At 66.8% G+C, this 25,126-nt stretch carries 21 protein-coding genes; 6 read left to right on the top strand and 15 right to left on the bottom strand.

The features are described from left to right. Positions 1 to 79: 79 nt before the first annotated feature. Positions 80 to 1,000 carry a LysR family transcriptional regulator gene (locus tag ACH82I_RS11870; RefSeq protein WP_413332798.1) on the bottom strand — a complete coding sequence of 307 codons (921 nt, stop codon included), beginning with the start codon at positions 998 to 1,000 and terminating at the stop codon, positions 80 to 82. Between the two features lie 206 nt (positions 1,001 to 1,206). Here ACH82I_RS11870 and ACH82I_RS11875 point away from each other — a divergent pair, with 206 nt between their 5' ends. Together ACH82I_RS11875 and ACH82I_RS11880 are read left to right on the top strand one after the other, a co-directional pair. Further along, entirely contained in the window at positions 1,207 to 2,646 is a 1,440-nt protein-coding gene (locus tag ACH82I_RS11875; RefSeq protein ID WP_413336758.1) for an aromatic ring-hydroxylating oxygenase subunit alpha, read from the top strand. After that, on the top strand, positions 2,643 to 4,094 hold the full coding sequence (locus ACH82I_RS11880) for a 2Fe-2S iron-sulfur cluster-binding protein (protein ID WP_413332799.1): 1,452 nt from the start codon (positions 2,643 to 2,645) through the stop codon (positions 4,092 to 4,094). Before ACH82I_RS11875 ends, ACH82I_RS11880 begins: the two co-directional genes overlap by 4 nt. A 93-nt stretch (positions 4,095 to 4,187) precedes the next feature. On the opposite strand, the gene ACH82I_RS11885 is transcribed toward ACH82I_RS11880, so the two are convergent. After that, on the bottom strand, positions 4,188 to 4,817 hold the full coding sequence (locus ACH82I_RS11885) for a TetR/AcrR family transcriptional regulator (protein ID WP_413332801.1): 630 nt from the start codon (positions 4,815 to 4,817) through the stop codon (positions 4,188 to 4,190). 55 nt (positions 4,818 to 4,872) lie between these two features. Here ACH82I_RS11885 and ACH82I_RS11890 point away from each other — a divergent pair, with 55 nt between their 5' ends. Next, the gene (locus ACH82I_RS11890) at positions 4,873 to 5,832 is read left to right on the top strand and encodes a quinone oxidoreductase family protein (RefSeq protein WP_413332802.1); all 960 of its coding nucleotides are present in this window, start codon (positions 4,873 to 4,875) and stop codon (positions 5,830 to 5,832) included. A 68-nt stretch (positions 5,833 to 5,900) separates the two neighbouring features. Here ACH82I_RS11890 and ACH82I_RS11895 read toward each other — a convergent pair whose 3' ends face one another. The 7 genes from ACH82I_RS11895 to ACH82I_RS11925 all read right to left on the bottom strand — a co-directional run bounded on the left by ACH82I_RS11895 (position 5,901) and on the right by ACH82I_RS11925 (position 14,670). Then, positions 5,901 to 7,466 (bottom strand): ABC transporter substrate-binding protein, encoded by a 1,566-nt coding sequence (locus tag ACH82I_RS11895; RefSeq protein ID WP_413332803.1) that lies wholly within the window; start codon positions 7,464 to 7,466, stop codon positions 5,901 to 5,903. Further along, on the bottom strand, positions 7,463 to 8,347 hold the full coding sequence (locus tag ACH82I_RS11900; RefSeq protein WP_413332804.1) for an ABC transporter ATP-binding protein: 885 nt from the start codon (positions 8,345 to 8,347) through the stop codon (positions 7,463 to 7,465). The genes ACH82I_RS11895 and ACH82I_RS11900 overlap by 4 nt, the downstream gene beginning before the upstream one ends. Beyond that, a complete protein-coding gene (locus ACH82I_RS11905) occupies positions 8,344 to 9,195 on the bottom strand; it encodes an ABC transporter ATP-binding protein (protein ID WP_413332805.1) in 852 nt (283 codons plus the stop codon). Before ACH82I_RS11905 ends, ACH82I_RS11900 begins: the two co-directional genes overlap by 4 nt. 23 nt (positions 9,196 to 9,218) lie before the next feature. Beyond that, positions 9,219 to 10,208, bottom strand: coding sequence for an ABC transporter permease (locus ACH82I_RS11910; protein WP_413332806.1), 990 nt, complete (start codon positions 10,206 to 10,208; stop codon positions 9,219 to 9,221). Continuing rightward, a complete protein-coding gene (locus ACH82I_RS11915; protein WP_413332807.1) occupies positions 10,208 to 11,152 on the bottom strand; it encodes an ABC transporter permease in 945 nt (314 codons plus the stop codon). Before ACH82I_RS11915 ends, ACH82I_RS11910 begins: the two co-directional genes overlap by 1 nt. A gap of 168 nt (positions 11,153 to 11,320) precedes the next feature. Beyond that, a complete protein-coding gene (locus ACH82I_RS11920; protein WP_413332809.1) occupies positions 11,321 to 12,550 on the bottom strand; it encodes a proline racemase family protein in 1,230 nt (409 codons plus the stop codon). Next, on the bottom strand, positions 12,547 to 14,670 hold the full coding sequence (locus ACH82I_RS11925; RefSeq protein WP_413332810.1) for an FAD-dependent oxidoreductase: 2,124 nt from the start codon (positions 14,668 to 14,670) through the stop codon (positions 12,547 to 12,549). The genes ACH82I_RS11920 and ACH82I_RS11925 overlap by 4 nt, the downstream gene beginning before the upstream one ends. Before the next feature lie 202 nt (positions 14,671 to 14,872). On the opposite strand from ACH82I_RS11925, the gene ACH82I_RS11930 reads away from it, so the two are divergent. Continuing rightward, entirely contained in the window at positions 14,873 to 15,658 is a 786-nt protein-coding gene (locus ACH82I_RS11930; protein WP_413332812.1) for a GntR family transcriptional regulator, read from the top strand. A 177-nt stretch (positions 15,659 to 15,835) separates the two neighbouring features. Here ACH82I_RS11930 and ACH82I_RS11935 read toward each other — a convergent pair whose 3' ends face one another. Next, positions 15,836 to 17,296: an MFS transporter gene (locus ACH82I_RS11935; RefSeq protein WP_413332814.1), complete on the bottom strand. Its 1,461-nt coding sequence runs from the start codon at positions 17,294 to 17,296 to the stop codon at positions 15,836 to 15,838. Between the two features lie 362 nt (positions 17,297 to 17,658). Then, positions 17,659 to 19,254 carry an aminotransferase class I/II-fold pyridoxal phosphate-dependent enzyme gene (locus ACH82I_RS11940; protein WP_413332816.1) on the bottom strand — a complete coding sequence of 532 codons (1,596 nt, stop codon included), beginning with the start codon at positions 19,252 to 19,254 and terminating at the stop codon, positions 17,659 to 17,661. A 90-nt stretch (positions 19,255 to 19,344) separates the two neighbouring features. On the opposite strand from ACH82I_RS11940, the gene ACH82I_RS11945 reads away from it, so the two are divergent. Continuing rightward, entirely contained in the window at positions 19,345 to 20,379 is a 1,035-nt protein-coding gene (locus tag ACH82I_RS11945; protein ID WP_413332818.1) for a LysR family transcriptional regulator, read from the top strand. 80 nt (positions 20,380 to 20,459) lie between these two features. Then, the gene (locus ACH82I_RS11950) at positions 20,460 to 21,404 is read left to right on the top strand and encodes an ABC transporter substrate-binding protein (RefSeq protein WP_413332820.1); all 945 of its coding nucleotides are present in this window, start codon (positions 20,460 to 20,462) and stop codon (positions 21,402 to 21,404) included. Positions 21,405 to 21,494: 90 nt separating this feature from the next. Here the strand turns inward: ACH82I_RS11950 and ACH82I_RS11955 are convergent, their stop codons facing one another. From ACH82I_RS11955 to ACH82I_RS11970, 4 genes are all read right to left on the bottom strand, one after another. Beyond that, positions 21,495 to 21,953 carry an RrF2 family transcriptional regulator gene (locus ACH82I_RS11955; protein ID WP_413332822.1) on the bottom strand — a complete coding sequence of 153 codons (459 nt, stop codon included), beginning with the start codon at positions 21,951 to 21,953 and terminating at the stop codon, positions 21,495 to 21,497. Between the two features lie 105 nt (positions 21,954 to 22,058). Next, positions 22,059 to 22,961, bottom strand: coding sequence for a sulfite exporter TauE/SafE family protein (locus ACH82I_RS11960; protein ID WP_413332824.1), 903 nt, complete (start codon positions 22,959 to 22,961; stop codon positions 22,059 to 22,061). Positions 22,962 to 23,152: 191 nt separating this feature from the next. Continuing rightward, positions 23,153 to 24,538 (bottom strand): tripartite tricarboxylate transporter permease, encoded by a 1,386-nt coding sequence (locus tag ACH82I_RS11965; protein WP_413332826.1) that lies wholly within the window; start codon positions 24,536 to 24,538, stop codon positions 23,153 to 23,155. Continuing rightward, a complete protein-coding gene (locus ACH82I_RS11970; protein WP_413332828.1) occupies positions 24,535 to 25,038 on the bottom strand; it encodes a hypothetical protein in 504 nt (167 codons plus the stop codon). The genes ACH82I_RS11965 and ACH82I_RS11970 overlap by 4 nt, the downstream gene beginning before the upstream one ends. Positions 25,039 to 25,126: the final 88 nt, after the last annotated feature.

Here is a 25,126-nt window from a genome sequence, read left to right on the forward strand (position 1 = left end):
AGGCGGGGTGCGGTGCGGTGCGGTTCGGATCGGTGGCGCCCGGGCCGGCCCCGGCCGGAGAATCCCACCGAGGCGGGGCTCAGATCTCCCGGCGAGCCACCTCGGCGGAGACCTCGGCCAACACCTCGAGAGCCTCGGCGATGAGCGGCTGCCCGGCGGATCCGCTCCTGACCCCGGTGAGGATCTTCCGTGAGGGCACGGGATCACCGCGCAGCGGAACCCGAGCGACATCGAAGCCCTCCGGGAGGCGCGCCAGGCGCGGAATGAGCGCGACCCCCAGCCCCGCCGAGACGAGCGCCGCCCCTGTCTCCCACTCCCGCGACTGATGCGCCTTCTCGGGCAGGAACCCGGCCGCGGCGCAAGCCGTGCGGACCAGCCGGTGATACGGCGAACCCGGCCGATCGAGGATCCACGCCTCCTCGGCGGCCTCGCTCAGCGACGCCGCCGAACGGGTCGCAAGCCGGTGATCGGCGGGGACGAGCAGATCGAGGCGATCGCTGAAGAGTGCGGACTGCTCGAAACGCGCATCGCTGCGCGGCGGCAGCGGGTCGGTGGCCACGACCACGGCGATATCGGCCTGCTCGGCCAGCAGGAGATCGAAGCACTCTTCGGGCTCGGCCTCGATGATCGTCACCCGACTGTCGGGGTAGCGCTGTGCCAGCCGCTGCGCCGTCGGCGGCAGCAGAGTGGCCGCGGCGGTGGAGAACCCGCAGAGTCTCAGCTGTCTGCGCCGAGTCCCCGTGCCGAGGCCGTCGAGCTCCCCGCGGATCTCCTCCCACCGAGTGAACAGCTCTTGGGATCGCTCGAGCAGAAGCTGCCCGGCACGAGTGATCACCAGACCCCGGCCGCGCTGCTCGACCACGGGCATCCCGAGGTCCTTCGACAGGGATCTGAGCTGGTGCGATACGGCCGACGGCGTGTAGCCGAGACGGCGGGCGACCTCGGTGAGGGTGCCGAGTTCCGCGAGCACTCGAAGGACATGGAGGCGCTGATCGATCATGCAATATTTTTGCATAATTGTGCCGAAAAGTATTCGCTTTTCTTTGTCAGCCCCTAGCCGGACACTGGGAGGACAGAGGCGATGGCGGCTCCGGAGACCGCACCGACGCAGTCAATGGCTGCACCGGCACCGTCGAAGCGGCGCTGCCGAGGCAGACGGTGTCAGCCATCGCCGAGGCAGGAGATCACGATGAGGTGGTGGACGACATGACCCTGGCACCCGAGACGAACAGGTCCCCGGCAGGAGCAGGCGCATCCGGCGCGACCGCTGCGACGCCCGCGTCCGCGACCACGACGATGCCCCCAGCCACGACCGCGACCGATCCGACCGTGATCGACCGATTCATCGACGACCGCCGCCCCGGCTACTCGCTCGAATCGCCCTTCTACACGAGTCCCGAGTTCTACGCCCGCGACGTCGAGGCCATCTTCGCCTCGACATGGATCTTCGTCGCCACCGTCGCCGAGGTCCCCGATTCCGGCGACTACGTGACGATCGACATCGGCTCCTACTCGGTCATCGTCATCCGCGACGACGACGGAGACATCCGCGCCCACCACAATGTCTGCCGCCACCGCGGCACTCGTCTGCTCGGCGAACTCTCCGGCTCGGTCGGCAACATCGTGTGCAGCTATCACCAGTGGACCTACACCCCGGCCGGCGATCTCATCTCGGCCGGAGTCCAGGCGCCCGGCTTCGACAAGACCTGCTTCTCGCTGCGCTCGGTCAATGTCCGCGTGATCGGCGGACTCATCTTCATCTGCATCGGCGACCCGCCCGCGGACATCGACGAGGTCGCCGAAGTGATCGAGCCCTACATCGCCCCGCACGACATCGCCGGATCCAAGGTCGCAGCGCAGGTCGACCTCATCGAGGACTCGAACTGGAAGCTCGTGATGGAGAACAACCGTGAGTGCTATCACTGCGAGGCCGGCCACCCGGAACTCACCTGCACCTTCTTCCCCACCTACGGGTACACGCCCGAAGAGATCCCCAAGCGCCTCATGCCCTCCTACCAGCGCTATCTCGACGCAGAGGACCAGCTGCACGCCAACTGCGATCGCAACGGCATTCCCTATGCGCTCGTCGAAGACCTCAGCGGTCGTCCCACCGGATTCCGGATCGAGCGGGCCGCCCTCGACGGCAAGGGGGAGTCGTACACGATGGACGGATCGGCCGCCTCGGCGAAGCTCCTCGGTGATCTCGACACCTTCGTCCTCGGCCGCGCCTCGCTCCACGTCCAGCCGAACATGTGGTTCCATGCGATGGGCGACCACGTGGTGACCTTCAGCCTGGTCCCCTTGGCCGCGGACAAGACGCTCGTGCGCACCACCTGGCTCGTCGCCGCCGACGCCGAGGAAGGCGTCGACTACGACCTCGACAACCTCACCACGGTGTGGATCAAGACGAACGAACAGGACGCGGCCTTCTGCGAACGCGGGCAGGCGGGCGTGTCCTCACCGGCCTACATTCCGGGACCCTACGCGCCCACCGAGGAACACCTCGAGGAGTTCTGCGCCTGGTACATCGAACGCCTCAAGGCGCACCGCGAGAAGGCGACCGGCGGCAGGGTGTCAGTTGGGAAAGCGACTGACGGAGATGCAAGTGGCGGAGATGCGACTGACGGGAAGGCGGCAGACCGATGAGATATCGCCGGAACACCCTGACCCCGGTTCTCGAGGAAGTCCGGAACAAGGCGATCTTCCGTGTGCCTTCACCTCGAAGGACGCTCGCCGAGGCGGTTCGGCAGACCCTCGAGCCAACGACGGCTCCCGAACTGGTCACGACGCCCGAGCCGGCTCCTGCGACGGCAGCGTTGCCGACGCCAGAGACTGCCCCGCCCGCGACGACCCACCCGGCGCTGCTCGTCGGCACCGGGTCCGCTATGAGCGCACCGGCGACAGAGCACGTCGACACCATGCCGATTCTCGGCGGGGCCCTCGCGCTCGCCGGGGACGCTCGGCCGGGTCCCCGCGGGGACGTTCCGGGCAGCGACGAACTCACCGGACTGGTCGAGATCGTGCGGATCACCGAGGTGACCCACGACGTCAAGACCTTCGAGCTGTGGGCACCGTGGCTGACAGCGGTCGACTTCGAGCCGGGCCAGTACGTGACGATGCGCGTGCCTGAGCTCGGGCTCGAGCGCTGCTATTCGATCTCCTCGGCGCCCTTCGGCACGAACACCTTCACGGTGACGATCAAGCGCGTGCCCACAGGCATCGTCTCGACTCACCTGCACGAGAGGGTGCGCGTCGGCGACCTCCTCCATGTCGACGGCCCGTACGGTCTCTTCAGCACGAGCTTCCACCCTGCGGCCAAGCATCTGTTCCTCTCGGCCGGTTCGGGCATCACCCCGATCATGGCCATGGTCCGCAGTCTCCTGGCCCGCCCGACCGGGATCCCCACCGACATCGTCTTCGTCCACAACGCCGCCACCCCCGCGGACATCATCTTCCGCGCCGAGCTCGAACAGCTCGCCGAGGTGCCCGGAATCCGGGTCGTGACGATGTGCTCACGTGATTCCGTGGACGAGACATGGTCCGGCAGGCGCGGCCGAATCACGCAGGAGATGCTCGCCGAGGCGGTCCCCGATGCCGCGGCACGCGAGACCTTCGTGTGCGGTCCGATCGGATATATGGACACCGTCCGGCCTCTCCTCGCCGAGGCGGGTGTCACCGCCGTCCACGAGGAGTCGTTCGTGTTCGCGAAGAGTCCCGGCGCGCGCCTGGCTCAGTCCCGTGCCCGGGGCGGGGCCGGTGCGCGGAACCAGCCGGGTGCGCGGAACCAGACGGGTGCGCAGAACGGGACCGGCGCGCAGGGGGCAGGGCTGAGCATCCATGCGATCGACTTCAGCCTCAGCGGTCAGCGCATCGACTGCGATACTGCGACCACGGTCCTCGACGCGGCGGTCGAAGCCGGGATGACCTTCCCCTCCTCCTGTGAAGAGGGAGCGTGCGGAACCTGCAAATCGGTGCTTCTCAGCGGTGAGGTCGAGATGAACCATGCGGGTGGCATCCGGCCCAAGGAGATCGCAGCAGGCAAGTTCCTTCCCTGCTGCTCGACCCCGCTGAGCGACCTCATCGTGGAGCGCTGAGAAAAACGCGCTGAGCTGGGAGGAGCCCGGCCGCGAGCGACCTCGGTTTCCGAGCCCATTCACTCTCGGAGCCCCGCCACCCGCAGACTCCCATCACCCTTCGGCGATGCCCGCGACGATGCGCTGCACTCGGGGAATGAGCTCCTCGAGCTCGTGGCCCTCGAGCCTCAGCCACTGCTCCAACTGCGCGGCCGAGAGCACCGCCATGACCGCCTCGGCGCGGAATCTCGCATCCTTCGGACGCTCCTCGGCGATGAGGATCTCGAGGTGCCGGCGCCAGAACGGATAGACCACCCGGTCGAAGCGCCCGCGGGGGCTCGAAGCCTCGGTGAGCAGCACGAGTTCGAGATTGCCCGCGATATGGCGGATGTACGCCTCGACGAACGCGGTCAGGCGGTCGATTCCGGGCGCGCCCGGACCCAAGGGCGGCGGTCCTTGGAGCATCCGGGCATGCATATCGCGAACCCGGTCATCGAGCAGCGCCGAGGCGATTCCCGCCTTATCGGTGAAGTTCCGATAGAGCGTGCCTTTGCCGACGCCGGCGCGACGGGCCAGTTCGTCCATGGTCAGACTCGCCACGCCCTGTTCGGTCACGAGCGCTGCGGCGGCATCGAGGATGCGGCGCCGATTCCGCTGGGCATCGGCGCGCAATGGAGCGTCGGGGGATGCCAGGGGAAGCAGACCTCTTCCAAAAGCGGACTGCGGTCCGGTATGCTCGCTCATATACGGACTATAGTCCGGATGCGAATCCGAGAGAAAGCTCAGCGAGGAGGCGACGATGACAGCGATCATGGTGCACGAACACGGAGGGCCTGAAGTCTACGTGCAGACTGACGGTGAGGACCTGCGGCCCACGGAGGGTCAGATCCTCGTCGAGCTCAGCGTCTCGGGAGTGAACTTCCTCGACGTCGTGCAGCGTCGAGCGGCCCTGCCGACACCGTTCCGTGCCGGCGTCGAAGGCGTCGGCCGGGTCACCGAAGTCGGTGCCGGGGTCACGGGCTTCGCGGTCGACGATCGGGTCGGGTGGATGGCCGGAGGTCAGGGCAGCTTCTCCGACCACGCGCTCGTCAGTGCCGACAAGGCCGTCCTGCTGCCGGACGACATCGACGACGAGACCGCGGTCGCCGCTCTCATGCAGGGCATCACCGCCCACTACCTGACCACTGACACCTTCCCCGTCTCGGCCGGAGACGTCGTCATCATCCACGCCGCCGCCGGAGGGCTCGGCCAGACCCTCACCCAGATCGCCGCGCTCAAGGGGGCCACGGTCATCGGCACGACCTCGGCCGAGGAGAAGGCGGAGATCGCCCGCAGCAACGGCACGGCGCACGTCTTCGGCTACGAGGACTTCGCCGAACGGACCCTCGAAGTCACGGACGGCCTCGGCGCCTCGGTGATCTTCGACGGGGTCGGAGCGACGACCTTCGAGAAGGACCTTAAGGCAGTCGCCACCCGCGGCACGATCGTCATCGTCGGCAACGCCAGCGGCCCCGTCCCACCGGTCGACCCGAACACGCTCAACACCTCCGGCTCCCTGTTCCTCACCCGCCCGACGGTCGCCGACCACGTGCGCACGCCCGCGGAGCTGCACGCGCACACCGATGAGATCTTCGCGTGGATCCGCCGGGGAGAGCTGAGAATGAATATCGGTGCCCGGTACCCCATCGCCGAGGTGGCCGAAGCCTTCGCGGCCCTCGAATCCCGGGCGACGACCGGCAAGATCATCCTCGAGCACTGAGGTATCAGGGCCCGAGCCCGGGCCCGGGGCTGAGCCCGAATCGGAACTCGATCCCCGGGGCCGGGTCCTCAGTGCTTGAGCTTCGTCTCCCGCAGCCCATAGGTGCCGAGCACATAGGGCTTGAAGTCGACGACGTCTCGACTGATCCCGTAGAGGGCCTTCTGGTAGGCGACAGGGATGATCGGGGCGTCGTCGGCGACCTGCTGCTGGATCTTCGCGTACAGCTCGTTCTGCTTGGCTGCGTCCTCCTCGGCCACGGCCTCCTTCGCCCACTTCTCGACCTTGGGGTTGCCGTAGCCGGAGCGGATTCCCGAATCGTCAGTCACGGCGAGGAAGTTGATCATCTGCGAGGTGTCCGAGACGTCCGAGGTCGCATAGCTGACCTGAACCTGGAAGTCGCCGTTCGTCCGGTTCGTCGTCAAGGTCGCGTCATCGAGCTTCTGCACGTGCACGGTGAGACCGATGTCCTGCCAGGCCTGCTGGGCGATCTGGGCGAGCAGCTCGCGGTCGGCCACACCCGAGGGGATCTGGATCGTGATGTCCGCGCCATCGGGATGATCGGACTTCTTGACCAGCTGCTTGGCCTTGTCCATGTCGAACTCGCTGCCATCGACCTCCTCGGCGTGCCCGGTCAGACCGGGTGAGATGAAGCTCGTGGCGGGGTCCGCGTAGCCGGCATAGACGACGTCGACGACGGACCTGCGGTCGATGGCATAGGACATCGCACGACGCAGCTTGGGGTCAGACAGCTCCTCGGTCGTGTTGTTGAGGTTGAAATAGAGGATCTTCGTGGACTCGAACGCCTCGGCCCTGACATCCTGTGACCGGGCGAGCTGACTCATGCTCAGCGGTGCCGGTTCCTGGTTGATGTCGGCCTGCCCGCCGAGGAGCTGCAGGCGCCGGGTATTGTCCTCCGTGACGACATTGAAGGTCACCGAATCGAGCGAGGGCACTCCCTCCTGCCAGTAGTCCGGGTTCTTCTTCAGCCGCAGGCTCTGGCCCTTGTTCCAGGTGTCGACGGCGAAGGGTCCGGTTCCGTCGGCGTGGGTCGCCATGTACTCGGCGTCATGTCCGCCGAAGTCGTCCGGGTAGATCGAAGCGGCGAAGAGCGCCATGTAGCTGGGCAGCGGCCCCCATGGCTGCGAGAGGTCGATGCGCACCGTGTGATCGTCGACCTTCTTCACCTTCTTGATCGGGGCGAATTCGCCCGCCCACAGATTGTCCTCGTCCTCCTGGTCCCGGGCATAGTCGAGCGAGAAGACGACGTCATCGGCATCGAGTTCTTTGCCGCTGTGGAACTTCACTCCCTGGCGGAGGTGGAACGTCCACGACAACTTGTCCTTCGACTCCTCCCAGTCCGTGGCCAGGCCCGGTTGGACTCCTGTTCCGTCGGGTTTGTTGAGGGTGAGCGTCTCGTAGACCTGCTGCAGCGTCCAGATGTCCTCGTTCTGGGTCGTCGTCGGCGGCAGCAGGGTGGTCGTGTCATCGGCTCGGGCATAGACGAGATCGCCGCCCGGACGCACCGACTCCTGATCGCCGGAACCGCAGCCGGCGAGGACGAGCAGGCTGGCGCACAGCGCCGCGATGAGCCCGGCGAATCGGGATCGTGCGGTGGGTCGAGATCGTGCGGTCATCGCGAGCCTCCTTTGGTCCGCGCGTGGAGTCGATAGTCGGTCCCGTCCGCGGAGGCTGCGCCGGCCGTGCCTCCCGAGCCCTTGGAGGCGCCGTCGAGGAAGGCGCTGTCGAACCTGGGGATCGCGGCAAGCAGCGTCTTCGTGTATTCGTCCCGGGGCGCGGTGAAGATCTCCGCGGTCGTGTTCTCCTCGACGAGGACGCCGTCGTGGATGACATGGACGCGTTCGCAGAGGTTCTTGACCACCGCGAGGTCGTGGGAGATGAAGAGGATAGAGAGCCCCAACTCCTCGCGCAGGCGGGCGAAGAGGGCGACGATCTCGGCCTGCACGCTGACATCGAGAGCCGAAACGGCTTCGTCGGCGACGATCACCTCGGGCTCGACGGCCAGGGCCCGAGCGATCGCGACCCGCTGCCGCTGGCCACCGGACATCGCGGACGGGGTGCGGTCGAGGAATTCGACCGGCAGTCGGACCATCTCCATGAGCTCGGCGCACCGTTCCCGCAGCGCCGCTCCCTTGGCCAAGCGATGGTGGCGGATCACCTCGGCGAGGGTGGCCCGCACGGTGTAGCGGGGATCGAGTGAGGCGAAGGGGTCCTGGAAAACCATCTGGACCACGCGCCACTGGGCGGCGGTGCGTTTGGGTTCGAGCTCGCGTCCGGCGAACGACACCCGTCCGGAGTACTCGCGCTGGAGTCCGCAGATGACGCGGGAGACCGTCGATTTGCCCGAACCGGACTCGCCGACGAGACCGACGATCTCCCCGGGAGCGACTGCCAGGCTCGCATCGTCCACGGCGGTGAAGGTGCGCTCGCCGCGGCCGAAGGTGACGGTGATGTGCTCTGCCCGCAGGCCGGCTGAGTCTTCCCGTGTCGTGGTCATCGTGCCCCCTCTGAGGTTCCCGCCGAAGCGTCCCCGCCGGTTCCGGCGAAGGCTCCATCGTCGATCCGCGGAGTCGCGGTCAGCAGCTTGCGGGTGTACTCCTCGGTCGGGTCGTCGAAGACGGACTGGAGCACACCGTGTTCGATGATCTGACCGTCCTTCATCACGCTGATGGACTGGCACAGCTGGGCGACCACGGCAAGGTCGTGGGTGACGTAGAGCAGGCCGAGTCCCCTTTCCTGCTGCATCGTGCGGAACAGGTCGAGCACCTGCGCCTGGATCGTCACGTCCAGAGCCGTCGTCGGCTCATCGCAGAGCAGCACCTCGGGCTCCTGGGCCAGTGCCGCGGCGATCATCACCCGTTGGCGCATGCCTCCCGAGAGCTGAAACGGGTAGCTGTGGGCGCGGCGTTCGGGGTCGGCGATGCCGACGCGATCCATCAGCTCGACCGCCAGCTCATGGGCGCTGCGCTTCGACAGCCCCTTGTGCTCGGCGACGGCGTCGGTGATCTGCCGGCCGACCTTCATCACCGGATTGAGGGCGATCGCCGGCTCTTGGAACACCATAGAGATGCCGGTGCCGCGGATCCGCTGGTCATAGCCGCGCCGGCTGCCGGAGGTGAGGATGTTCGTGCCGCGGAAGCGGATCTCTCCCTCGACGATCTCGGCGCCCGAGGGCAGCATGCCGAGGATGCTGCGCAGGGTCATCGACTTGCCCGATCCGGACTCGCCGACCAGCCCCATCGGCTCCCCGGCCTCGAGGGTGATCGAGACGTCGTCGAGGATGCGGCGGCGGCCGACCTCGCCGTCGATGTCGACGGTCAAGGAGTCCACTTCGAGAATGGGCATGCTCATCTCCTCCTCACCCTTCCTCATCTCCTCGGCTTGAGTATGTTCGTCAGGCCATCGCCGATGAGCGCCAGCGCCAGCGACACGAGGACCACGGCGAAGCCCGGCCACAGGATGAGGCCGTAGTTGCCGGTGCCCATGTACTGCTGACCGTCGTTCATCATCTGCCCCCAGTCCGCGGTCGGTGGGACGATGCCGAGGCCGAAGAAGCTGAGCGTGACGACGACGCCGATGTTGAGCACGATGTCGCTCATCGCGTAGATGATGCCCTGGCTGACGGTGTTGGGAATGACGTGGCGGGACAGGATCCGCGGGGTCGTCAGCCCCGAGGCCCGGCAGGCGGAGACGAACTCCTCTTCGCGCAGGACGAGGACCTCACCGCGGACGATGCGGGCATAGGCGACCCAGGATACGGCGCTGATGGCCACGAAGATGCTCGCCATCCCGTTGCCCATGACGAACACGAGGACGATGACGAGGACGTAGAAGGGGAAGGCCGAGACGATGTCGGCCAGGCGCATGATGACGATGTCGACCCACCGACCGAAGTAGCCGGCCAGGGCGCCGAGGGCGGTGCCGAGGATGAAGGGCACGATCACGGCGATGACCGCGACGAGGAGGTCGATGCGGCCGCCGTGGAGGAACCTGGCGAGGATGTCCCGCCCCAGCTGATCGGTGCCCAGGGGGTGTGCGGCCGACGAGCCGCCGAAGGCGTTGAGGAGATCCTGCCGGTTCGGATCGGCGGTGACGAACAGCGGTCCGATCGCGAGCAGGAGCACCATCGCGCCGAGGATGATCAGTCCCGTCCACAGCTGCAGATTGTGCCGTCGGAGGAAGGCCGGCAGAGGCATCGTGAAGCGAGCCTGCGGGGTGGCGCGGGCGGCCGTCCCGCCCCGGGTGCGCGGCGGCTTGCCGCTCGGGTCGGGGGTCGGGCCCAAGCCGGACGGACCGCCGGGGCCGGTCCCGGCGGGTGCGCCGGCGGACGGTGATGCGGAGCTCAGCGGATCACTCATCAGGCTCCCAATCGCACGCGCGGATCGACGAGGCTGTAGACGATGTCGGTGAGCAGGTAGACGAGGACGACGAGCACGCCGAAGATCACCGTCAGCGCCTGCACGACGTTGTAGTCGCGGGCGAGGACGGCCTCCATGAGCAGCGAACCGACGCCGGGGATGGCGAACACGTTCTCGACCACGAGGGCACCTCCGACGAGGTGGCCGACCTGGATGCCGAGGATCGAGATCCCCGTGATCCCGGCATTGCGGAAGGCATAGTTGCGCACGATCTTCGAGCGGCTCAGCCCCTTCGAGGCCGCGAAGTTCGTGTACTCGGCCGACAGGGAGTCGTTGAGCGCGGCCGTGAGGCTGCGGATGAGCACCGGGCAGATCGTCAGCGCCACCGCGATTCCGGGCAGGACGAGGGAATAGAGGTGTTCGCCGAGGCTGCTGCCATAGCCGCCGACCGGGAACAGTCCCGTATTCACCCCGAGGACGAGGATGAGCAGGGTGCCGACGAAGAACGCCGGCATCCCCTGGACCGTGGCGGTGAAGACGCGGGAGACGATCGCCGAGGCGGCCGATTTCGTCGCGGCCACCCACAGTGACAGCGGCACCGAGATGACGACCGCGAAGATGAGGGAGACGAGCATGAGCATGAGCGTGGCCGGCATGCGCAGCTTGAGGAGTTCGAGGACCGTGGTCTGGAAGATGAAGGAGCGGCCGAAGTCGCCGACGAAGAGTCCGCCGAGGAACTGGAAGTACTGGATGATCATCGGCTGATCGAGACCCCACGCGTGGCGCAGCTGAGCGACCGCCTCGGGGGTGGCCTTGTCGCCGAGGTAGGCGGCGGCCGGATCGCCGGGGGCGAGCTTCATGAGCACGAAGGAGAGAGTCGCGACGCCGAGGACGATGGGGATCATCAGGAGCACGCGTCTGAGGATGTACTTGCCCACGTTCATCCTCTCCGTCGATGGCCGCGTGAAGGTATGTCCAAGCTACCTTTATGTGACGTGGCTGACAAAATGACTCGCCGGAGGCTGGATCATTTCGGCACGGATCAGTGCAGATCAGTACAGATCAGCGGGGATCCGCGTAGGCCAGCACGGATCAGCGCAGGCCAAGGCAGGTCAGCGCAGGACGAAGCCGGGGACGAGGTCATCGCGGTCGTCGACCTCGAAGGTGCAGGTGGCGACCTTGTGGGCGCTGGCGGAGATGATCGGGACGACGCCGGATTCGGTTGTGTCTTCCCGTGAGTCTTCAGCTGCGTCTTCTTGGGTGTCTTCGCCAGTGGCTCTGCCCGCGGCAGCACCGGCGGCTGCACCCGTGGCAGCGCCACTGGCTGTGTCCGCCGAGAGCACACGGGCGCGGAACCGGGTGCCGATGATCGATTCGTGGATGAGCGTGTGACCATCGGCGAGCTCTCCGCTGGAGTGCAGGGCGGCGATGCGCGCGGCAGTGCCCGAACCGCAGGGGGAGCGGTCGACCTGCCCGTCGGCGAAGATCGTGACATTGCGCTGATGCAGCTCTCCGCCGGGCAGGGTGCCCAGTCGGTTGACGATGATTGCGCCGTAGACCCCGCTGAGGCGATCATCGCCGGGGTGCGCGGTCAGCGGGTGATCCGCCAGGCCGGCCTTGATGCTGCGGCCGAGTTCGATGAGTTCGTGGAGGTTCTCCGGTGCGACCTGAAGACCGAGCGCATCCCCGTCGACGCAGGCGTAGATCGCTCCGCCCCAGATGAGATCGACGGGTATCGTCCCGGCGGCCCTGGCTTCAGCCTCGGCGGCGGATGCCTCTTCCTTGATGTCGGCGGGGACCCCTACCCCGATGTCGGCACCGACCTCTACCTCGACGTCGGCACCGGCTTCGACCTCGACCTCGACGTCGGCGGCGATGAGGCGGCCGGGGACGTTGATGAAGTCGACCGAGCTGACGCGTCCCGAATCGTCCGTGTGCACCGCGGCCGTGACCCGGCCGGAGGGAACGTCGATGACGACCTCGGTGATGCTCGAGGGATCGACCGGAACGCGACCGGATTCGACCGCCCAGGTGCCCAGGGCGATCGTGCCGTGACCGCAGGCTGTCGAGAAGCCGTCCTTGTGCCAGAACAGGACGCCGAAGTGCGCGCCGGCATCATCGGGGTCGGTGATGAAACCGCCGTACATATCGGCATGCCCGCGGGGTTCGAAGCAGAGGAGCCGGCGCAGACCGTCGATCTTCGCGTCGGCGATCGCCGCCATCCTCTTCTCGGCCACACTCGCCCCTGGGATCTCGAGCGGCGGCTCGGGAACGATCCGGAACGGCTCACCGGCGGTGTGATAGTCGACGGTCGTCACGCTCGGGCCCGGTGCGGCGGTCATGAGAGTCCCATCCCCACGCGCAGTCCTTCGAGGACGGCCGCGTGGACGTTGCGGGAGGCGACCGCGTCACCGATCCGATAGAGTGCGAAACCCGCGCTCGCCTCGGCAGGGCGACCTGCGGGGCCATTGTCAGCGGTGGCGCTCCCGACTCCGGCCCCCACCTCGGCGAGGATCCGGGGCTGCGGGCGACCGTGCACCCAGGCGTCGAGGTCGAGCTCGCCGCGGTTGCTCGAATGGGGTTTGAGCGCGAAGTAGACCTCATCGTTCGGCGTCGTGCCGAAGTCGACGACGACGGCATCGGTCTCGACCTCGGTCTCGATGTCCGAGTAGTCGTTGCGCAGCAGAGCGTGGACGCTGCGGTCCGCAGCGACCGGCTTCGCCGCGAGCCTCTCGCCGAGGTGGACCGTGACCCCGAATTCCGAGAAGACCTGCAGATAGGCCGGCGAGTTCATCGAACCGACGTCGATTCCGATCGTCCGCTCGGGGCTGACATAGGTGACCTGCTGGCCGTTGCGGGCCAGATGCTCCACGGCGTCGAGAGCCGGATAGAACCCATGGTCGTCGTAGACGAGGACCCGCTGCTTGTTCCGGAGGCTGTCATTCATCACATCCCAGACGTCGAAGGACGGGCCCTGCTCACGGAAGGGATAGCTGGAATCGGGGATGCCGCCGGTGGCGACGATGACGACGTCCGGGGACAGCGCGAGGATGTCGTCCGCCTCGGCGAAGGTGTCCACGCGCAGATCCACTCCGTGCTTGGCGCACTGCTGAACGCGCCAATCGATGATGCCGATGAGATCCCGGCGACGCTGCGAGCGGGCCGCGATGCGGACCTGCCCGCCGGGTGCGGAATCGGCCTCGAGCAGGGTCACGCGGTGGCCGCGGACGGCGGCGACGCGGGCGGCTTCGAGACCGGCCGGACCTGCGCCGACGATGACGACGTGCTTCGGGCCCGAGTTCGTGTTCGGGTCGGCGGTGACATCGTGCGGGACCTCCTGCGGCAGATCGGCTTCGCGACCGCTGGCCGGGTTGTGGATGCAGGTGGCTGAGCCGGAGGAGTAGATGCCGTCGAGGCACATGTTCGCCCCCACGCAGGGTCGGATGTCGTCCTCCCGGTCCTCAGCGATCTTCTTCACCAGATACGGGTCGGCCAGCTGTGCCCGGGTCATGCCCACGAGATCGAGGCAGCCGTCCTCGATGGCATAGCGGGCCGTGGGCACATCGGCGATCCGGGCCGCGTGGAGCACGGGGATCTCGATGGCCTTGCGGATGCGCCGGCAGGTCTCGAGCCAGGGGGCCGAAGGGGTGCCCATGCCGGGGATCGCCTCGGCGAGTTCTCGGTCGCTGCTGATCGTGCCGACGTTGAGGTTGAGGAAGTCGATCCCGTGGGCGGCGTACTCCTCGAGCACATCGACGGCCAGGCCTTCGCCGATGCCGCCGGCCATCTCCTCGAGCACCGACATCCGCAGCCCGAAGGCGAGATCACCGGCCGCCTCGCGGACGGCATCGATGACGCGCAGGGGGAAGCGCATCCGATGCGCGAGGTCGCCGCCGTACTCGTCGTCGCGCTCATTGAGCCGTTCGGCGAAGAAGTAGTCGACGAGGTGGCCGGCATGGAGGACCTCGAGGCCGTCGAATCCGGCCTCCCGCACGCGCCTGGCCGCCGCGGCGAAGTCGGCGACGATCCGGTCGATGTCGAACTCCTCCATCGCCTTGGAGAACGAGCGGTGGCCGGCCTCCCGGTGGCGGCTCGAGGAGACGACCGGCAGCCAGTCGGCGGTGAAGTTCGAATTCCTCGGCCCGAGGTGGGTCAGCTGGATCATCACCGCGGTGCCTTCGGCGTGGCAGTCATCGGCGATGGCGGCGAGCCACGGGACCACCTCGTCTGTGGAGAGGTCGACGTTGCCGAAGGCCGCCGGCGAGTCCTTCGACACGATCGCCGACCCCGCGGTCATGGTCAGTCCGACGCCGCCGCGCGCCTTCTCCCGGTGGTAGAGGCGGTAGCGGTCCTTGGGCATGCCGAGCTCGGTGTAGGCCGGCTCGTGCGCGGTGGACACGATGCGGTTGCGCAGGGTGAGAGAGCCCAGCTGGAAGGGCTGGAGCAGGGGATCGTCTGACATGGGTTCCTCCTCCGTCGCAGGAACGCGTTGGTTGGTAATCGATTACCGATTACCCACCTCCATCGTGCGTCTTCGCGGTTATGCTGTCAATAGTCCGTATGAGTTGAATCAGCCGGTGAACGTTGAGTCGTCCGTACGTCATGAGTCAGCCCGTATGCGTTGAGTCAGCCCGTAAGCGTGGGCGAAGTGGAGGAGGAACGCCGTGGATCACTCCAGGCCGCAGGCGGTTTCCCTGCGGGAGCACGCCCTGGCGATCATCCGTGATGCGATCATCGCCGGGGAGCTCGCCGAGGATCGAATCTATTCGGCGGCGGGTCTGGCCAAGCAGCTCGGCATGTCGCTCAGCCCCGTCCGCGAGGCGATGATGGCGCTCGTGACCGAAGGCACCGTCGAAGCCGTGCCGAACCGCGGGTTCCGACTCGTCCCGATCACCGCGGATGACCTCGAGGAGATCATCCGCATCCGGGTCCTCCTCGCGGTCCCGGCGGTTCGTCGCCTATGCGCGGCCGTCGCCGAGGCGGGCGACAGCGGGGGCGCCCGTGACACTGACGGTGACGATGGCAAAGGCCGCAACGTTAAGGGCGGTGACCGTGGCGGCCATGACGCTGAGGGCACCGGCATCGATGTCGGCGCGGTTCTCGATCTCCTCCGCGACCATGCCGCTACGACGGTCGCCGCGGCCGAAACCGGCGATGTCGTCGAGTTCTACACCCATGACCGACGTTTCCACGAGGCGCTGCTCGAATTCGGGCTCGGCCGACGCGCGGCTGAGATCAGCCTGCGCCTGCGGGATCAGTCCAGGCTGTTCAACGTGCGCAGCGAGATCGACGACATCGCCGTGGACTCGGCCAAGGAGCTGCCCGTCATCGTCGACCTCATCGAAGCGGGCAGGGCCGACGAGGTGGCCGAGCTCGTCACCGGCAATCTCTACTTCTTCAAGCGAGGCCGCAAAACGGGCGCATCCTACGGTGAAGAGTCGACTCGGTGATTGAGGAGTCGTTCGGTGGTTGAAGAGACGATCCGGTGATTGAGGAGAACTTCGGTGAATGAAGAGAAGGGTCGGCGTCCCCGCGGGGACGCCGACCCTTCTCAATCGGTATGAGTCTGGCGATCGCTGTTCCCGGCTGAGCGCTGGGATCAGGAGGCGACAGAACTCAGTCGATCATCACTTCGCGGCCTCGTGGATGACTGGGATCGGCATGGTGTCCGGGTCGAGGTCGGGGTTGTCGTCCTGACCGGCCACCAGCTCGACCGCTTCCTCGCGTGAGGTCACGGTCGGGAAGGACCCGAGCAGCGGACGTCGTGCGGACTCCTTGATGAAGCAGACAGCGATGAACGCGATCACCGAGAAGAACATGATGTAGAACGCCGGCATGTACGAGTTTCCGGTGAGGTCGATCAGCGCCTGGCTGAACAGCGGGGTGGTGCCGCCGAACAGGGAGACGCCGAGGTTGAACGTCAGGCCCATGGCCCCGTAGCGCGAAGCCGTGGGGAACAGGGCCGGCAGCGTCGATGCCAGGCAGGCGATGTAGAAGCCCGCCGGGACCGCGACCATGAACAGTGCAATGGTGACCGCCCACATCTCGCCGATCTGCATGACCGCGAAGGCCGGGATGATGAGGACGATCGTGGCACCCGCAGCGACCATGAAGACGAACTTCCGGCCCATCTTGTCCGAAAGCCGTCCGATCAGCGGCAGACAGACGGACATGATGACGAGGACCGGGATGGTGACGACGGCGGCCTGGATGTTCGAGACCTTGACCGTCTCCTCGAGATAGGTGGGCATGAAGCTCGTGAGCGCATAGCCCACCGTCTGCGAACCGGCGACGATGGCGATCCCGAGGAGGATCTCCTTCCAGAAGTGACGGACCACGCCGATGAGACCGTGGCGGGCGTACTGATCGTCCTTGTCCTTGACGATGAGGCCCGCATCCTCGTTCGCTTCGAAGCTCGGAGTCTCGGGGATCTTCAGACGGAACCAGATGGCGACTGCACCCAGGGGGATGGCGATGAGGAACGGAATCCTCCAACCGCCGTCGACCATGGCGTTCTCGCCCGCGATGCTGATGCTGATCACGCTGGTGATGGCGACAGTGCCGGCACCGGCGGCGAAGCCGAGGTAGGAGCCGACGTCGAGCCAGGAGGCCCAATAGCCGCGGGACTTGTCGGGAGCGAACTCCGAGACGTAGGTGGTCGCACCGGCGTACTCGCCGCCGGTGGAGAAGCCCTGGATCATCTTGAGCAGGTAGAGCGGGATGATGACCCACAGTCCGACCTGCGCCGCCGTCGGCAGCACGCCGATGAGCGCGGTGGCGGTGGCCATTGTGGCCATGGTGAAGAACAGGACCTTCTGGCGACCGATCTTGTCACCGAGTGGGCCGAGGACCATTCCGCCGAGAGGGCGGACGAGGAAGGAGACCGCGAATCCGAGCAGGGTGACCAGCAGACCCATCTGCTTGTCCATGCCTTCGGTGAACACGGCCGTCATGGTCACGGCGAGATAGCCGTAGACGCCGAAATCGAACCATTCCATGAAGTTGCCGACGGTGGTGCCGCCGATGGCGGTCCGGATCGACTTGGTCTCGACGACGATGCAGTGCTCGGCTTCCAGCCGCTTCCTCATCGCCTTCCGCTCTCTGCGGGAGGGTTTTCGGCCCCCCGCGGCGGATTCAGCATGTTCAGTTGTCATGAGTGGTTCCTCATTTCGACAGAGTCGTGGCCGCCGAGACGGGCCCGGCGACTAAGCGTTCGTTTTCGAACAACGCGAATCATCCTTACGCGATTCGCAGGGCATGTCAACAAATTTCGTGAGCTGGATCACAGTCTCGATTATGACAGAACTTCGGCTCAGTGGCGGGAAGAATGCCGAATCTTCGGGCGTGGAAAGGGCCGTTGTCCCCAGTGAAGACAACGGCCCCCGGCGATCGGTGCCTGTGTGGAATCTGAGTGCCGTATCCGCATAAATCGGACACCGCCCCACGTCGGCTATCTCACTTTTTTAGTCACACGGAAATGACCCAGTTCGGGATCGACGCTGCCGCGGACGTGGCCCGAGGGGCTCGCGGCGACGGCCTGGAGGAAATCAATGGTCTCCGCGGTGATCTCCTCACCGGGAAGGACATTGGGGATTCCGGGCGGGTAGGCGGCCAGAGAGCTCACGCTGATCCGACCGACCGCCTCGGCGGCGGGAACCACCTCGGAGTCGGCGAAGAACGCCTCCCGGGGCAGCATCGCCAGTGCGCCCGCCGTCGGCAGAGGTGGGATCTCGGGCTCTTCACCGGAGGCCGGATCCTGCGCGCTCGAGGCCGGATCCTGCCCGTCCGAGACGAGATTCTCTGTAGTTTCGCGGCGCATGGTCTCCAGCGCCTCGAGCAGACGGGCGATGTCGGGGGACTTGCCGAGGCCGATGAGGGCAACGATCGTCGTGGCCGTGGCCATCTCGACGAAGATCGCGAATTCCTCGGTCAGGCGCTTGCGCACGGTGTGCCCGGTCAGCCCGGTCGCGGTGATGTCGATGGGCAGGCGGAAGGGGTCGATGTCGACGACATCGGAATGACCCAGGAAGTCGGCCGAGAGCAGACGGTAGTGACCGGAGCCTTCGATCTGCGCGCGCACGTGGCGGATGTTCGACAGCGAGTCGGTGATCGCCTCCCGGGAGCTCATCAGCTCCCGCCTGGCGATGTCGATCGAGGCCATCAGGTGGGCGTTCTCGCTGGTCGAGGCCGTCATCATGAAGGCACGGGCGAGGGCCGGCTCGAGCGCCTCGGCGAATTCGGTGTCGCCGAGGTGGAGCAGCGCCGACTGCGTGAACGAACCGGCGAGCTTGTGGGTGCTCATGATGACGATGTCGGCACCGAGCGTGACCGGGGAGGCGGGGAGATCCGGGTGGAACCCGAAGTGGGCGCCCCAGGCGGCATCGACGATGAGGAAGGCACCCGACTCGTGGGCCACCTCGGCCAGCGCCCTGACATCGGCCACGGCACCGAAGTAGCTGGGGGTGACGAGATAGACGGCGGTGACGGGCTCCGGATGGGCGGCGATCGCGGCGCGCAGCGAGTCGGGGGTGACGCCGTGGGCGATGCCGTTGACGTCATCGACGCTGGGGTAGACGAAGTTCGGGTTGAGGCCGGCCAGCACGATGCCGTCGATGAAGCTCGAATGCGCGCTGCGCTGCACGACGACGTTGCGGCCGAGGGTGCCGATGGCCAGGGCGGCCATGCGGTTGCCCTGCGAGGATCCGTTGGTCAGGAACCAGGTGCGTCGAGCGCCCCAGGCCTCTGCGGCCAGATCCAGCGCTTCGTCCTTCGGGGTGTCGACGCCGAGGTCGATGCCGTCGAAGAGTGGGGGGATGTCCAGGGACAGGGTGTGCTCGCCAAAGTATTCGGCCTGACCTGCGGAGATGCCCTGCCCGTTGCCGCCGTGGCCCGGAGTTGAGAGGAACAGCGAATCGCGGTTCGCGGAACGGGCCAGCGCCTCGGCGTAGGGTGCGCGGGACTGCGCCTCGCTCGGGGTCTGCGATCCGCCCGGGGAGGCGAATGAGTCCGGGGTCGAGGGCATGTGGGAATCCTGGTGCACGGTCATGTACTCAGATTAGGCAATGCGTCCTTGCCGCGGAATATCAACTTTTCTCCAGTACTCTATAGACAGTATTGAACTGGAGGCTGAAGAACTATGGAGACTCTTGATACTCGTGGACTGACGGCGCTGCGTGCGGTCGCTGAGGCCGGGTCGGTCGCCGCTGCCGCGGCATCCCTGGGGTGGAGCCAGCCGACAGTCAATCACCATCTGGGCAACCTCGAACGGGCCCTCGGTGCGACCCTCATCGCCCGCGGCCCACGCGGTTCGCAGCCGACGGTCGTCGGCGGACTCGTCGTCTCGCGGGCGATCGAGATCCTGGGACTGTGCGAGCGCCTCGGCGAGGAGGTCGCGATGTGGCGGGAGACCCAAGCGGTGCCGGTGAGGATCGGCGCCGTGCCGACCGTGGGGGCGCGGGTGATCCCGCGACTGCACCGGCAGCTGCAGGAGCGCCCGCGGTGGCGGACCGGCGAGGCCCCCGTGGCCCGTGGCGGCAAAGAGGCGGCGACGCGAAGTGCCGAAGGCCCCGCCGCGGCGCTCGATGTGACGATGGACGAGCATGCGAAGCTCGTGGCCAGGCTCGAGGCCGGTGACCTCGACCTCGCGCTGCTGGTCTCGACCGACATCGACAAGACCTGGATCCCGGTGACGCTGAACGCGGAGCCGCTGTACTCGGAGCAGCTCTATCTGTGCGTGCCGAAGTCCGTCGGACCGATCGCACTCGACGCCCAGGGGCTTCCTGATCTCACCGCTCTGGTCTCGCAGACTTGGGCCTTCAGCATCGACCCCGGCGATGCGATCGACGAGGTGGTCCGCTCCTTCTGCGTCGCCGCCGGGTTCGAGCCCCGGGTGGGGATGCGCATGGACGACTACGCGGCGATCATCCGTATGATCGCCGCCGACCTCGCGGTCGCGATGATCCCCGAGTCCTCACTGCCGACCGACCCTCACATCGAGGTGATTCCGATGCCGTTGAGCGCCTGCCGCCGCGACGTCCTCCTCGTTTCGCGTGCACGTTCCGTGGCGACGAATGCCCGCACCGGGCGGCACGACGCGATCGCCGCGGCCCACGCCGCCGCCATCGCCGAGGTGGTCGCCGACGTCCGCACGGTCACCGCGCAGTGGCGTTGACGCCGGGATCGGTCGAGGAGCAAGGGTGATGTAACCGGCGTTGCGATCTTCCACATGAAGTGAGGGTAGGCTACCCAAATGTGAAAGACACTTCTCCGGCCGTCGCCCGGCCCACCAAGCTCTCCCTGCCCAGCCGACGATCCGTCCTCGGAGGTGTCACCGGACTGGGAGCGAGCCTCTTCCTGGCCGCCTGCAGCGGATCCGAGCCCTCCTCCGAATCGACCTCGAGTGCTCGGCCCGAGCGCATCGTGGCCCTGTCCACCGGACACCTCGACCACTGCCTGGCACTGGGGACCATGCCCGTCGGTCTGGCCGTCGCCGTCTCCGAGGCCACCGACAGCAGCGGCATCCCCGACTACATCGCCGATGCCTTCGGCGCCGACTTCGATCTCGACAAGATCGAGATCGTGGGGGAGCGGATGAGCCCCGACCTCGAGAAGATCGCCTCCCTCGAACCCGACCTCATCCTCTCGAACAAGCGCGGCGAGACGAAGCTCGAGACGGAGCTGAACGGGATCGCCGAGGTGGTCAAAACGAACGGCGGATCCGAGAACTTCAAGGCCGACCTCGGGATTGTGGCCGATGCCCTCGACCAGCGGGACAAGGCCGATGAGCTGCTCGCCGCCTACGAGAAGCGGGCCAAGGAATGGGGCGAGTCCCGAGGCAATTCCGACAGCATCTCACTGGTGCGCTCCAAGGGCGAGCAGTACCTCTACTTCGGGCGTCTCGCAATCGCGAGCATCGTCGCCGAGGATTCGGGTCTGGTCCGGCCGAAGTCTCAGCAGTTCGATGACAAGGCCAGCCACGAACTCTCGCTGGAGAAAGCCGAGGAGCTCGACGCGGACTGGCTCTTCCACGCCTTCCCCGACGGCAAGGCCAGCCCGACCGAGTCCGAGGTGTGGAAGAAGCTGTCGGTGGTCAAGGCGGATCGGGCGCTGCCCGTCGATGTCGATCCGTGGTTCCTCAACGCCTCGGTGGTGGCGGCGAATCGAGTCCTCGACGACCTGCAGAAGTTGATGAGCTGAAACCGCGGACCGCTTTCGCCTGCGGTCGGAGGTTCCTAACGGGAATACCTGCGGCCAGAGACCCGCACCGGGAAACCCCGCAGGCCTGGTTCAGTGCGGGTTCCAGGCGTCCTCGACGGCGACCTTGTCGGTGACCGCCTCCGGCAGCGACTTCGCCGCCAGCTGTGCGATGCTTACATGTTCGAGGACGTCACGCAGCGAATACCTCGCGGCGATCCACACCTGCTGCAGGGACTCCGCGGTCGAGTCATAGCTGACCGCCTCGGGGCGCTGGCCGTAGATCGAGACGAGCGGACCATCGACGGCGCGGATGACATCGGCGACCGAGATCTCCTCTGCCGGCTTCGTCAGCTTCCAGCCCCCGGACTTGCCGCGGATGGAAGTGAGGATCCCGACACGACGCAGATCGGCGAGGATCGCCTGGAGGAAGCCCTTCGGGATGTCCTGCCGCCTGCCGAGCTCATCGGCACTGATGGGTTCACCGTCGTCGACGCGGGCGATCTCGATGAGAGCGCGCAGTGCATAGTCGGACTTGGTGGTGACCCGCATGCCGTCATCGTAGCAGTGGACCCACCGTCACAGGTGGCTGACCAGCGCTGATCCGCGGCCGCGCCCGAGCCGGGCACGGGGAAGTGCCGGACCACAGTCTCACGCTCAGGCGACGGGCTCGGCCACGGCCGCCTCGGCGGCTTCGGTCTTGCGCACCTTGCGTTCGACCCGGACCACATGGACGATCAGGCCGACCCAGACCACGGCCAGGGCGATGAGGACGGTCGTCAGCAGCGCGGTGGAGGCGCCGAGTGCGAGGGTGATGGTGCGGACGTTGGTGAGGATGATGATCCCGCCGGCGGCGACCGCGAGGATGCGGGCCGGGAGCACCCTGACCAGCCAGGCCGCGAACGGGGCGGCGATGACCCCGCCCACCAGCAGGGCCGCGACGATCTTCCAGTCGATGCCGGAATGCCCGAGGGCGAAGAGGAAGCCGAGCGAGCCGCCGACGGCGACGACGAATTCGCTGGTGTCGATCGAACCGACCACCTTGCGCGGTTCGAGCCGCCCGGATGAGAGCAGCGTCGTGGTTCCGACCGGACCCCAACCGCCGCCGCCGATGGAGTCGAGCGCACCGCCGAGGAGTCCGACCGGGAGCAGCAGCTTGACCCCCGGGCGGCCCTTGAACTCGGGGCGACGGCCGCCGAGCGCGAGGAAGCGCCAGATCACGTAGACGCCGAGGGCGAGCAGGATGCCCGAGATCCACGGGGTGGCCGAGTCGCCGTTGAGTCCGGAGAGGAAGGTGGCGCCGACGAAGGCGCCGATGAAGCCGGGCACGGCGAGGATCGACACAGTCTTCCAGTCGACATTGCCGAACTTGTGGTGCGAGATCCCGGAGACCAGGGAGGTTCCGATCTCGGAGAAGTGCACCGCCGCCGAGGCTGCTGCCGGGGCGACTCCGGCCGCGAGCAACAGGGTCGTCGAGGTCACTCCGTAGGCCATTCCGAGGGATCCGTCGATGAGCTGGGCGATGAGTCCGACGAAGCCGAGGACGATGAGCTGCCGCATGGTGGTTGCCTTTCCGCATGCCGAAAATTGTTGAGCAATTCCTTCGCGGCCAACAATACCTACTAAGTCGAGTCGAAAACTACACTATGACTCTCTGTGACATCTGCAGCGGCGGGCAAGCTTCGATGCGTGAGCGGTGACGCCGGTGGCGGAGCTGGTGAAAGGGCCGGCCGGGGTGACGATGGCCCAGGTTACAGAGCCAGCAGCGCCGGCACCGTGAGGACCGCGACGTAGTAGCCCATGAACTGGACTCCCGCGTGCATGCCGATCATGCGGTTGAACAGTCCTCCGACGAGGCCGACGGTGAGCGTCACCCCGAGAGCCAGCAGGCCGCCTTCGTAGAGGCAGATGACGCAGATGAGTGCCGCGAAGCCGGCGATGATCGCCTCATGGGAGACCGATCGCATCACCCAGGACGCCGCCCGGTGGGCGTTGCGCATGACGAAGGGGTAGGCGACGGCGATGGCGATGACCGCGGCGATGACCGCGAAGAGGGCGAACTCCCCGGTCGAGAGCAGATCGTGGAGGTTGTTCGTCGTCCCCGCCTCGGCATCGAGGGTGTAGACCGGGGGTGCGTTGAACAGCGGAGCGGCCGGTCCTGCGGCCATCGGCGAGAGCGGCAGTCCGATCGCGATGAGCGGAATGAGCGTCTCGGCCAGATAGGTCGACTCGGTAGTGCCGTTGCGCACGGTGATGACAGTGGTCAGGCGGTGATAGCCGTTCTTGATCCGGCTGCCCGCGATCTCACCCATGAGCACAGCCATCGCCACCGGCGAGAAGACGAAGGTCGCACTCGTGATCGCCGCGGAGCCGCTCGTATAGGCCAGTTGCGAGCGGTCGAGGACGCGGAACGGATTCGGCAGCTTCGCCCCGCCGGCCGGTCGCACATCGGGGGCGAGGTTGAATTCCCGCTTGCCCGACTGCCGCATCGAACGCCTGCCGACGGGCGAGAGCGCGGAGAACAGGTCGAAGATGAGTGGGCCCGTGGCGATGCCGAGGAAGAACGAGGTCGTGAACGTCGTCTCCTTCTGCTCGAGGATGAAGGCCTGGAGTCCGACGATGACGAGCACGAACGGGATCAGCCCGACCACCGCGGCCAGCTTGCCCTTCGAGGTGTAGGCGACGAGGACGGCCGCGGCGATGAAGATCCAGGGAGCGGCAGCGCCGATCGCCTCGGCGAAGGGAGTGAGGATCAACGCGAAGAGGATCGACAGGGGAATCGCGATGATCACGGAGACGACGCCACCGGAGATCGCCTTCTGCAGGGCGAGGTGCGGGACGCCGAGGGAGCGCAGCAGCTGCGCCTCGCGCAGCATCGGCACCGCCGTGGTGTCACCGGGTATGCCGAGCAGAGTCGTCGGCACGGCATGGGAGATGTGCTTGGCGATGATGGCCGAGAGGAAGAAGGCGATGACTCCGGCCGGCGGCACCCCGATGAGGATGACGAGCAGAGCCAAGGGCGCAACGATCGCGGTCTCGTCGGTGCCGGAGATCAGACCGATTCCGGTGAAGACCACCGCGGCGAGTAGGGCCATGCCGATCGCCCACAGGATGGGCTCGATGAGTTCGGCGCTCACAGCTCGGTGCCCTTCGCTCGGTCCCCGTGGCCCTGCACAGAGTCCCCACCACCATGTGCAGAGCCTCCGGGGCTCTGCACGGCGGCTTCGGCATCTCGGGCACGCTTCTCATGGTTCTCCAGGAGGGCATCGAAGAGCCCGAGGGCACGGACCTCCGCCTGTGCGGCGGATCCGAGCTCGCGGGGATCGCCGAGTCCGCCGTACTCCTCGACGACCTCGTCGATGACCTCTTGCCGGTTGCGGGTGTCGGTCGCCGATTCGGTGATCACCCGTTTGGGTTTGAACAGGAGGCCGGAGATGACGGCACCGACGATGCAGCCGAGAATGCCGACGAGCAGGGCATAGGAATGGCCCAGCGACCCATCGTCTCCGGCACCGGCGAAGATGCGATCGGCGATGAGATAGGCCGGAACGGCGATTCCGACGCCGATGGCGATCGAGCCGATGAGGTGCCTGCCATCGACGGTGTCGTTCCACACTTCGAGCATGTGGGGCATCATTGCCTCCCTTTACAGAACTGATGGTCGACTTCACCGAGGAAGTCGCCGGACCGCGGTCCCTCGGGAGAGGGCGGGCCGATGGACGGTG

Origin of the sequence: Brevibacterium sp. GP-SGM9 (genome assembly GCF_047300845.1) — a bacterium.
Taxonomy (GTDB): domain Bacteria; phylum Actinomycetota; class Actinomycetes; order Actinomycetales; family Brevibacteriaceae; genus Brevibacterium.